This is a genomic window from Roseomonas sp. TAS13 (genome assembly GCF_001950415.1).
GTDB classification, from domain to species: Bacteria; Pseudomonadota; Alphaproteobacteria; order Acetobacterales; family Acetobacteraceae; genus Roseomonas; species Roseomonas mucosa.
Genome location: NZ_BDLP01000158.1, coordinates 1 through 9,890, shown reverse-complemented (window position 1 = coordinate 9,890; position 9,890 = coordinate 1). Strand labels below are relative to the sequence as shown.

The following is a 9,890-nucleotide window of genomic DNA, read 5'->3' as shown; positions in this document are numbered from 1 at the left end:
TCGCCTTACGGTGGAGCTGTGCGTAGATGTGATCAAGAGACAGGCCATCCGGCCATGTTCTTGAAAAGAAACGAGCTTGCGGGTGATGGCGGGACAGGAAACCCGTGCGCCGATGCGGCGTTGGGCCGCCGACATGCAGATGTACCCGATGTACCCGATCCGCCTCGCTCTGGTGGCTAGCATCCTCGGCGCACCGCTTCCCACGCGGACCACGGCCGGTTCCGCCCAGGGTGGCACGACACAGCAGGAGGAGACGGCCTTGCCCGCCGCCCTTGGCGAGCCGTCCCTGCAACGAAGCGACGATGCCCCGCCCTCCCGTGCAGCGAGACCCTGAGGACACATCTGTGTTGTGCGCGCGTGAGAGGCGCGTGCAGTTGCGTTGCCTATGGCTTGCGCAGCGCCCCCCGGTGGTCTAGCGCATCCCTTCCTGAAGCAGTCTTGGGGCCAGAATGTCGTCGGCGGTGGATCGCAGCAGTGTGAGCCGGGACCATCCGCGCGCAGCGTTGGATGCTTCGTCGGTCAGGGATGCCTATCGGCGCTGGGCGGGGGTCTATGATGCGCTCTTCGGCGGCGTCTCGGCTTTCGGGCGCAAGCGCGCGGTGGCGGCGGTCAATCGCCTGCCCGGCGCGAGGGTCCTGGAGGTCGGCGTCGGGACCGGGCTGGCCCTGCCGCTCTACCGGCGCGACCTGCGCGTGACCGGCATCGACCTGTCGCGGGAGATGCTGGAGAAGGCCGCCGAGCGCGTGGCCAGCGAGCGGCTGCCCAATGTGGATGGGTTGCTGGAGATGGACGCGGAGGCCATGGCCTTCCAGGACGGCGCCTTCGACATGGCGGTGGCCATGTTCACCGCCTCCGTGGTGCCGAACGCGCGGCAGCTCTATGCCGAGATGAGCCGCGTCGTCCGCCCCGGTGGCCGCCTGCTCTTCGTGAACCATTTCGCCGCCGAGGCCGGGCCCCGCTGGTGGGTCGAGCGGGCCATGGCGCCGCTGTCGCGCGTCCTCGGCTGGCATCCGGATTTCGAGCTTTCCGCCCTGCTGGACCGTGAGACCGCGGAGATCGAGGCGATCGAGCCCTGCCCGCCGGCGGGGCTCTTCACGCTGGTCCAGCTCCGCAACGGCGACACGCTGCGGCGCGCCCTGGCGGCCTGACCCCCGCCCGGGAGGATTGTCCTCAGCTTCACGGAACAGGCCCTGCCGGCGATACCGGCGGGGCCTGTTCCGTTTCCGTGGCCGGCGTCCCTCGCGTTTCCGTCCGGGGTTCGGGGTCCGTGGTGCCGTCCAGGCCGGGATTCCCGTACGGGCCGGTGGGGAGCTAAGCTCGCGGCCTGGAATCAGGCAGGGGCGGCGGACCGCCCGGGCGAGGAGGCCGCATGCGCGCCAGCATCCGTGGGACCGAGATCTATTTCGACGTGGAAGGCATGGGGCTGGTGCCCGATGGCGACACGATGCGCGAGCGCCCGGTCGCGATGGTGATCCATGGCGGCCCGGGCGGGGACCACAGTGGCTTCAAGCCAGGCTACACGCCGCTCGCGGAGCGGATGCAGCTCGTCTATTTCGACCATCGCGGCCAGGGGCGTTCCAGCAAGAAGGACCCGGAGAGCTGGAACCTCGACGAGAATGTCGAGGACATGGAGGCGCTGCGCCGGCATCTCGGCCTGGGGCCGATCGTGTCCATCGGCACCAGCTATGGCGGCATGGTCGCCCAGGCGCATGCGGCCCGCTATCCCGAGGCGGTGTCGCACCTGGTGCTGGTGGTCACCGCCTCCCATGGCGGCTTCGTTCCCCGGGCGCAGCGGATCATCGAGGAGACCGGCACGCCGGAACAGCGCCGCGTCTGCGACATGCTCTGGGATGGTGCCTTCCGCACGGTGGAGGAGGTGCGGCACTACTACGAGGTGATGGGGCCGCTCTATTCGCGCCGCTACGATCCCGCCGCCGGGGCCGCCAGCCGGATGCGGACCCTGCACGAGCCCGAGGCGCTGAACCGCGCCTTCCGTCCGGGCGGCTTCCTGCGCAACTTCGACCTGCGGCCCGAACTCGGCCGCATCACCGCGCCCACGCTGATCCTGGCCGGGCGGCACGACTGGATCTGCGCGCCGGAATTCTCGGAGGAGATCCACCGCCTGGTGCCCGGCTCCGACCTGCGGATCTTCGAGAACAGCAGCCATTCGATCCGCGCCGACGAGCCCGAGGCGCTGGTGGATGCCATCCGTGGCTTCGTGGTCCACAACCGAGGTCGCCGCGCCGGCTGAGGCGCTTGGCCGGGGGTCAGTGGCCGCCGAAGAAGCGTTTCATACGGCCCCACCAGCCGGCTGTCCGGTCGATGGCGGTGGAAGGGCCGTTATGGGTGATATGGGGCCGGTGCGCGGGGGGCGGCAGGGCGGAGGCCAGGGTATGGCGCCCGCCATCCTCGGCCGCGATCAGGCGCGTTTCCAGGGCCAGGACCTCGTCCGTCGTTTCGGTGGCGGCCGCGATGGCGAGGCGGCAGGCATGGGCGGCCTCGTGCCAGGCGCCGGCGCGGCGCAGGGCGTCCACCACGCGCACTGCCTGTTCGGGCGCCAGCGGCGGGCCGCTGCGCCAGAGCGCCACGGCCTCCAGCCGCCAGCTCCGGGCGAGTTCGGGCAGGCCTTCGTCATCCGCCACCCAGGCGGCCTGCAGCGTCGCCTCGGCGGCGGCATGAAGGGCGCCGCTTTCCTCCAGCACATGCGCCCAGCCCAGGAAGCGGCGGGCGAGGGGAGGGTGCGCCGTCTCGTTCACCAGCGCGCGGAAGGGGGCGGCGGCCACGGCCTGGGCCACGGCCGGGTGCGCGCGCGTGATGTCGGGCGCCGCATAGCCGCAATGGGGGCATTGCTGCAGCCAGAAGCGCATGGTGGAGCGCAGCGGCTCCCCGGGGCGCAGATCCAGGTCCGGGGCCTGTTCCGGCGGCGGCGCGACGGCGCGGGGCTGCCGGCTTTCCGTTCCGCAGACCGCGCAGCGCACCATGCCGGGCTTGCCGCCGGAGCGTCCCGCGCCAGGCTGGAAGGGGCCGTCCTTTCCCAGGCGTCCGGGCCCCGGGCGCCCGGGGCCCGTGCGGCCGGGGGCGTGGCGCTGCGGATCGCCGCCCGGACCGTTGTCCGGATTGCCGCCTCGGGGCTCGCGCGTGGGGAATGAACTCGCCATGACGGTCCAAGTTAGGCGCAGGAGGCGCGCGGGCGAAGGGGGCAGATGGCGGGCGCGCACCATCTTGTGCATGATGGCCTTCCCTTATGCTTCCGGTGACCAAAGGCGCGATGCCCCGCGGCGATCTTTTTCCCGATATCTCTCCCTACGAGACCGGCCTGCTGCCGCTCTCGCCCTCGGGCGCCGCGGCGGACGGGGTCAACCACGTGATGTACTGGGAGCAGGTGGGCAATCCCCGGGGCCAGCCGGTGCTGTTCCTGCATGGCGGGCCGGGGGCGGGGGCGGGGGCTGTGCATCGCCGCTTCTTCGACCCCGGCCACTGGCGCGTGGTGATCTTCGACCAGCGCGGCGCCGGGCGCTCGCGGCCGCTGGGGGAGCTGCGCGACAACACCACGCCGCATCTGGTGCGGGATATCGAGACGCTGCGGCGTTTCCTGGGCATCGAGCGCTGGCTGCTCTTCGGCGGCTCCTGGGGGTCGACCCTGGCGCTCGCCTATGCCCAGGCGCATCCCGAGCGGGTGCTGGGCTGCGTGCTGCGCGGGGTCTTCCTGGGGCGGCGGGAGGAGGTGGACTGGTTCCTCTATGGGCTGCGCCGGATCTTTCCGGATGCCTGGGCCGCCTTCGCCGAGCATGTCCCGCCCGAGGAGCGGGGCGACCTGCTTTCCGCCTATCTGCGCCGACTGACCGATCCCGACCCGGTGGTGCATCTTTCCGCTGCCCGGTCCTGGAGCAACTTCGAGGGCATGTGCAGCACGCTGCTGCCTTCGCCGGAGCTGGTCGCGAGCTTCGCGCAGGACCGTTCCGCCCTGGGCCTGGCGCGGATCGAGGCGCATTACTTCGCCCATGACCTGTTCCTGCCGCCCGAGGGCCTGCTGGGACGGATGGACCGTATCGCCTCGATCCCGGCGGAGATCGTGCAGGGACGCTACGATATGGTCTGTCCGCCGGCCACGGCCTTCGCGCTGACCGAGGCCTGGCCGCGGGCACGCCTGACCCTGGTGCCGGATGCCGGGCATTCCGCGCTGGAGCCGGGGGTCCGGACGGCGCTGGTCTCGGCGGTGGAGCGTTTCCGCCGGCGTTCCTGATCGCGGCCGCGCCGTGGCTGTGCCTCCCCCTGCTGTGCAAGCAGGCGGTTCCCGGCCGGTGTCGGTCGTGCTAAGCGGCCTGTGCGTCTCCGTAGCTCAGCAGGATAGAGCACCAGATTCCTAATCTGGGGGCCGTGGGTTCGAATCCCGCCGGGGACACTCCCTTTCCTTCCGAGATCAGCGGTCGGTTCAGGCCGTGTCTTCCTTCCGCCACCGCCGGTGGCCGGCGGGAGGGGCTGCGCCCCGGTCTTCGGGCTCTCACGACGGTGGCTCCGCCCGTTGCCTGGCGGGGCGCATCCATCCTTCGCCGATCCGTTCCGTGCTGGCTTGGCGATCGAGAAGGGCAGAACCGGCCAAGTCTTTGTTTCACATTCATATCAAGAACGAACAGGAAGAAATCTGCAACTTCAGAGTGCTTCTGTTCTGCTTGACCTACAAATATCGCTTCATAATGCAAAATCGTATCTTTTTTTACACAAATTTCCTCGAAATTTTGGTTGTGTCTCTGGAATGGTTACGCTAGAAAACTCTTGTGACTGTGGCGGCGTGGAGAGCAGACACGCTAGGGGGCCGAAACCCTGAATGACGCTGCCCCCATGGTTCGGCATGGGGACATAAGACGGCGGATGAACCGTCCTCCGTCAGCCGGAGTAGCGACCGGCCCACAGTCTCTCACCCGCCAGCAATGGCGGGCCGGCGGATCGCCTGGTGGCCAGGGGTAAAACCCGATGCCACCGGGCGATCTCCGCTTTCCGGTGGCCGCCAGTCCGGCGTGGCGAGAGGCGGGGCGCGCCGTGGGTTTGTCACGTGGCGGAAGGCCCTCTATCTGCTCGCGGGCCAGCCCCTTCTTCCGGATAGACATGTCCCATCCCGACCCTCGGGCTTCTTCGTCGAGCCCAGCGCCCTTGACCGGTTTGATGGCCGCGCCGGAGGGAAGCGGGGTCAGCGTCCTCACCCTGGCGAAAGGGCGCCGGGCCCATCTGAGGAACCTGCTGGAAGGCCTGTCGCGTGGCACCCGCCTGCCGGAGGAATGCATTCTCGTGGACATGGACGAGATGCCGGTCCCGTTGCCGACCGTGCCCTTCACTTTGCGGCATCTCCACCATCCGTCCCGGGGCCTGCCTCTGGCCGAGGCCCGCAATCGCGCCGCGCACGCGGCGCGGCAGCCGGTGCTGGTCTTTCTCGACGTGGACTGCATCCCGGCCGCCGGGCTGGTGGAGGCCCTGGCGCGGGACGCCCTGGCACATGATGCCCTGATCTGCTGCGAGATCCGCTACCTGCCCGCCGGGGCGACGCCCGGGGATGCGGCGTGGGAGGAGAGCCGGCTCCTGGCCCAGGGCCTGCGCCACACGGTCCGGCATTTTCCCGAAAGCGGCATCCGGCCCGAATCCAATACCGGCCTGTTCTGGTCGCTCTGCTTCGCGGTCCGGCGCGACACCTTCCTGCGGCTCGGCGGCTTCGACGAGGCCTATGCGGGCTATGGGGCGGAGGACACGGATTTCGCCTTCCGGGCCCGGGATGCTGGGGTGGGGCTTCTCTTCACCGCCTCCACGCTGGCCTTCCACCAGCACCACACGGTCTACGATCCGCCGTTGCAGCATTTCGGGGACATCCTGCGCAACGCGGCGCTTTTCCGGGAGCGCCACGGCTTCTGGCCAATGGACGGGTGGCTGGCCGATTTCGCGCGGCTCGGCCTGATCGAGCCGCCTGGCGAAGGGCCGTTGCGCGTCCTGCGCCATCCGGCGGCCGCGGAGATCGCCCGGGCCGCCTGCGGGCCCGACCGGGCTTACTGACCGGGCCCTGCCGAGGCCAGGGCGCGGGGCTTCCGGCTCTTCGCGGCCCGGGACCGCCGAGGCGGCCTCCAGGCCGGAAGCGTCAGTCCTGGGCCTTCTTCAGCTCCTTGAGGCCCACGGAGCCCTTCTGGCTGGAGAAGGTCAGGGACTCCTCGCCACCCTGGCTTTGCGACACGCCATGGATCTCGTGATCGCCGCTGTCGTAGAGGGTGACTTCGCCGTCCTTCTCCACGGCCAAGCGGTGCGCGTCGGGAAAGAAGGCGTAGCGCAGCCCGTTCTGCCCGCCGCTGGAGGAGGGCTGGCCAAGCTTCTCCGGCCACCACGGCTTCGTCGCCTCCATGGGCTTCATCGGCTTCATGGGTTCCATGGGTTTCATCGGTTCCATGCCGTCCTGTCCTTCCGTGCCGCGCCGGAATGGCGGCGGTCATTCCGCTTGAGAACCCTCCGGGTCCCGGCCGGTTTCGGCGGAGCGGTTGCGGAAGCTGGCATTGCCGAGGCCGGTGCCGATGGTCAGCACCCCCCAGCGCGTGACATCACGCATCGCCGGGGCCTCGCTCATCCCCTGGGCCACCGCGTCGTTGTGCATCAGGAAGCGGGCCTCGCCGCCGCCGATCCTGGGGACCAGCTTCGCCAGGGCGGCGGGCAGGCTGAAGCCGCGATCCTCCTCCCAGTCGCCGCCGGGCAGGTTCTGGCCGCCGCGCTCGATATGCCCTTCCTCGTCGATCAGGCCGGGGCAGCTGATCCCGACCACCGGGGCGAGGCGCAGCCCGGCATGGATCGCCGCATGGGACAGGTCGTGCAGCATGGTGGCGAGGCCGCGCACGGCGTCGTCGCGGTCCGGCTGGTCCGCGGCGTGCTTCCAGAGGCGGGAGGCCCAGACCTGGTCCCGGGCCGGGTCGCGGGGTCCGCAGCCGGCCAGCCGTACCACGCCCGCGCGCAGGTTCGTCCCGCCGATATCCACCGCCAGGAAGGCGTCGCGCCCTTCCAGGGCTTCGGCGGGCAGCATGTGGCGCCAGCCGAGCAGTCCCGCCTCGTCGGGATCGTGCCCGATCGGATGCAGGGAGACCTTGTGCCCGGCCTCCAGCAGCCGCACCGCCGCCCGGCCGATGGCGAGGCGTCCCAGCAGGCCGGCACTGAAGCCGCCGCCGATCACCAGGGCTTCCACGCCCTTCCAGTCCGGCAGGGCGAGGAAGCGGGCGATGACCTCCGCGAGCGCGGAGGAGAAATCCTCGATGGCGGCCAGCAGGATGCCCATCTCCAGCGGGCTGCCTTCCTCCAGCGCCCGTTCGAGCCGTGCCTTGCCCAGTTCGGCGAGGCTCTGGCCAGGCCAGGGGTCCGCCGCGCGGTGGCGCCAGTCCTCCAGCCGCTCCAGAAAGGCGTCGCGCCGGGCACGGTCGCCGATGAAGCCTCCACCCTCCTTCAGCTCGGCATTGTAGCCCCTGACGGATACCCCCGGCAGTTTGCGCGCGCCGTGACGGAGGGCGGGGGCGGGCTGGCCGTCCGGGCCGTCGTCGCCCGTCCCGGAGGAGGCGCTGGGGGTGCCATGGAGCATTGTTCATCCGGCGGAGGTGTCTCCGGTAACGCCGCGGACGGCACGGCTGTTGCCACAAAGGGCGCCTGCGGACCGGGCCGCGTGCCGCGGGATGGGCACGGTGCCGTGGGAGCGCGCGCCGTGGGCCGGGTATGGGGAGCCGGGCATGCGGACCCGGGCGCGGGGATCGGGCGCAGGGAACCATCCGGCGTCCCTGTCGTTGATGCGGTCGGGCCGCGATATTCCTGGCCTTCCGCGACGCCGCGGCAGATCGGGGGGCATGTCCGGCCAGCGGCGCGACGGCCCTGCTTCCTGTCCCGGCACGCGGTGCCCAAGGCGGAAGGGGTGCTATATGAAGATTGCGATCATCTCGCATCTGAAGTTTCCGATCGCCGAGCCGTTTTCGGGCGGGCTGGAGATGCACACGCATCTGCTGGCCCGGCACCTGCAACGCCGCGGACACGAGGTGACGCTTCTGGCGGCGGAAGGCTCCGATGCCAGGCTGGGGCTGGAGGCCGTCTGTCCGCCCACCGGCGTGCCGGGCCCCAACCCGGTGGAGGTCGAGCAGGTGGCGCTGGCCGAGCACACCGCCTATCGCCGCATCGTGGAGCGCCTGCAGGACGGCGGCTTCGACATCGTCCACAACAACTCGCTGCACTATCTGCCGCTGACCATGTCTGGGCGCTTCGGCGCCCCGGTGGTCACCACCCTGCACACGCCGCCTTTCCTGGAGCTGGAGAACGGGGTGCTGGACCGGGAGGACCGGGACATGCCCTTCATCGCGGTCTCGGAGGCGGTGCGGAAGATGTGGGAGACCGTGCTGCCGGTGACCTCGGTGATCGGCAATGGCATAGACCTGGATCTCTTCACCCCCGTCATGACCCCGGCCGAGCCGCCGCACGCCATCTGGTTCGGCCGGCTGGTGCCGGAGAAGGGGCCGCACCTTGCCATCCAGGCGGCACGGCTGGCGGGCATGCCGCTGCGCTTCGCCGGCCCTGTCAGCGACCTCGACTACTGGCGGGACTGCATCCAGCCGCTGCTGGGGGAGGGAGTGACCTATCTCGGCCATCTCGACCACCGGCGACTGGCACATGCCGTGGGGCAGGCGGCGGTGGCGCTCTGCACTCCGCGCTGGGAGGAGCCCTATGGCCTCGTGGTCGCCGAGGCGCTGGCCTGCGGCACGCCGGTGGCGGGCTTCGCGCGCGGCGCCCTGCCTGACATCACCGACCCGCGTTCCGGAAGGCTGGCCCCGGCCGACGACGTGGAGGCGCTGGCCCGCATCATCCCGGAGGCCGGCCGCCTGTCCCGCGCCGACTGCCGCCACCGCGCGGAGGTCTTCTGCGATGCGCGGGTGATGGTGGACCGGTACGAGGCCCTGTACCGGGACACGATCCTGCGCCATAGGCAGGCCGAGATGGCGGGCCGGTCCGGCCGGAACGGAGTCCGGATGGATTCCCGCCGCGACGGCTCGCCGGACGAAGGCATCGCACGCAGCCAGGCCACGTGATCCAGATCCCCGACCCGCTTTCCCTCGACCGCTGCGTCGTCTGTGTCCCCGCCCGCAACGAGGCGGTGGCGCTGCCCCGGCTGGTGGCCGCGCTGGCGCGGCAGGAGCTGTGCCGCGACGGCGGGCGGCTGCGGCTGGTGGTGGCCGCCAACAACTGCACGGACGGGACGGTCCCGGTGCTGCGGGGGCTGGCGACGCGCTATCCGGCGCTGCGCCTCCATGTGCTGGAGCTTTCCCTGCCGCCGGAGACGGCCCATGTCGGCGTCGCGCGGGCCCGTGCCATGGCCGGGGGCGCGGCCTGGCTGCGCGAGGAAGGCGTCGAGGACGGCATCCTGCTGGGCACCGATGCCGACACGCGGCCGCCGCCGCACTGGGTGGCGGCCAACCTGGCCGCGCTGGCGGGGGCGGATTGCGTGGGCGGCCGCATCGTCATCGAGGACAGCGGGGAGAACCCGGCGCCCGGCTGGCTGCGGATGATGCGGGAGCGGGTGGATGCCTACTGGTCGGCGGTGCGCGAACTGGCGCACGCGATCGATCCCCTGCCGCACGACCCGCCGCCGCGCCATGGCGACCATACCGGGGCGAGCCTCGCCCTGCCGGTCCGCTGGTACGAAGCCGCCGGCGGGGTGCCACCCCTGCCGGTGGGGGAGGACAACGCGCTGGTCGCGGCGGTGGAGCGTGCGGGCGGGCGGCTGCGCCACGCGCCGGATGTCTGGGTCGAGGTTTCCGCCCGGCAGGAGGGGCGCGCCAGCGGCGGCATGGCGGGCGAGATGCTGTCTCTTGATCACATCTACGCACAGCTCCACCGTAAGGCGA

Annotated in this window: 9 protein-coding genes and 1 tRNA gene; 7 read left to right on the top strand and 3 right to left on the bottom strand. The window is 71.0% G+C overall.

Translation table 11 applies throughout. The features are described 5' to 3' along the window. The first annotated feature begins 449 nt into the window (after positions 1–449). Entirely contained in the window at positions 450–1,148 is a 699-nt protein-coding gene (locus ROTAS13_RS13335; RefSeq protein ID WP_026033553.1) for a class I SAM-dependent methyltransferase, read from the top strand. Positions 1,149–1,369: 221 nt separating this feature from the next. Continuing rightward, complete coding sequence (locus ROTAS13_RS13330) at positions 1,370–2,251, top strand: alpha/beta fold hydrolase (protein WP_075822585.1); 882 nt, start codon at positions 1,370–1,372, stop codon at positions 2,249–2,251. Between the two features lie 16 nt (positions 2,252–2,267). Here ROTAS13_RS13330 and ROTAS13_RS13325 read toward each other — a convergent pair whose 3' ends face one another. Next, positions 2,268–2,981 carry a hypothetical protein gene (locus ROTAS13_RS13325; protein WP_226946135.1) on the bottom strand — a complete coding sequence of 238 codons (714 nt, stop codon included), beginning with the start codon at positions 2,979–2,981 and terminating at the stop codon, positions 2,268–2,270. 287 nt (positions 2,982–3,268) lie between these two features. On the opposite strand from ROTAS13_RS13325, the gene pip reads away from it, so the two are divergent. From pip to ROTAS13_RS13310, 3 genes are all read left to right on the top strand, one after another. After that, positions 3,269–4,243, top strand: coding sequence for a prolyl aminopeptidase (pip, locus tag ROTAS13_RS13320; RefSeq protein WP_026033554.1), 975 nt, complete (start codon positions 3,269–3,271; stop codon positions 4,241–4,243). An 85-nt stretch (positions 4,244–4,328) separates the two neighbouring features. Continuing rightward, positions 4,329–4,402: transfer RNA gene (locus ROTAS13_RS13315), tRNA-Arg, on the top strand. A gap of 746 nt (positions 4,403–5,148) precedes the next feature. Continuing rightward, entirely contained in the window at positions 5,149–6,036 is an 888-nt protein-coding gene (locus ROTAS13_RS13310; RefSeq protein ID WP_226946134.1) for a galactosyltransferase-related protein, read from the top strand. A gap of 82 nt (positions 6,037–6,118) precedes the next feature. Here ROTAS13_RS13310 and ROTAS13_RS13305 read toward each other — a convergent pair whose 3' ends face one another. Together ROTAS13_RS13305 and ROTAS13_RS13300 are read right to left on the bottom strand one after the other, a co-directional pair. Beyond that, positions 6,119–6,403, bottom strand: coding sequence for a hypothetical protein (locus tag ROTAS13_RS13305; protein ID WP_208852665.1), 285 nt, complete (start codon positions 6,401–6,403; stop codon positions 6,119–6,121). A gap of 57 nt (positions 6,404–6,460) precedes the next feature. Then, positions 6,461–7,588 (bottom strand): ROK family protein, encoded by a 1,128-nt coding sequence (locus ROTAS13_RS13300; RefSeq protein WP_019461686.1) that lies wholly within the window; start codon positions 7,586–7,588, stop codon positions 6,461–6,463. A gap of 331 nt (positions 7,589–7,919) precedes the next feature. Here ROTAS13_RS13300 and ROTAS13_RS13295 point away from each other — a divergent pair, with 331 nt between their 5' ends. Beyond that, positions 7,920–9,074, top strand: coding sequence for a glycosyltransferase family 4 protein (locus ROTAS13_RS13295; RefSeq protein ID WP_058389128.1), 1,155 nt, complete (start codon positions 7,920–7,922; stop codon positions 9,072–9,074). Further along, a partial coding sequence (locus ROTAS13_RS13290; protein ID WP_075822583.1) for a glycosyltransferase family 2 protein occupies positions 9,071–9,890 on the top strand: 820 nt, incomplete at its 3' end. The genes ROTAS13_RS13295 and ROTAS13_RS13290, both read left to right, overlap by 4 nt.

What these genes read in the sequence shown, in the direction of transcription:
- pip (WP_026033554.1), top strand. Translation starts at nt 3,269, where the DNA reads ATGCCCCGCGGCGATCTTTTTCCCGATATCTCTCCCTACGAGACCGGC.
- ROTAS13_RS13305 (WP_208852665.1), bottom strand. Translation starts at nt 6,403, where the DNA reads ATGGAACCCATGAAGCCGATGAAGCCCATGGAGGCGACGAAGCCGTGG.
- ROTAS13_RS13300 (WP_019461686.1), bottom strand. Translation starts at nt 7,588, where the DNA reads ATGCTCCATGGCACCCCCAGCGCCTCCTCCGGGACGGGCGACGACGGC.
- ROTAS13_RS13335 (WP_026033553.1), top strand. Translation starts at nt 450, where the DNA reads ATGTCGTCGGCGGTGGATCGCAGCAGTGTGAGCCGGGACCATCCGCGC.
- ROTAS13_RS13325 (WP_226946135.1), bottom strand. Translation starts at nt 2,981, where the DNA reads ATGGTGCGCTGCGCGGTCTGCGGAACGGAAAGCCGGCAGCCCCGCGCC.
- ROTAS13_RS13295 (WP_058389128.1), top strand. Translation starts at nt 7,920, where the DNA reads ATGAAGATTGCGATCATCTCGCATCTGAAGTTTCCGATCGCCGAGCCG.
- ROTAS13_RS13330 (WP_075822585.1), top strand. Translation starts at nt 1,370, where the DNA reads ATGCGCGCCAGCATCCGTGGGACCGAGATCTATTTCGACGTGGAAGGC.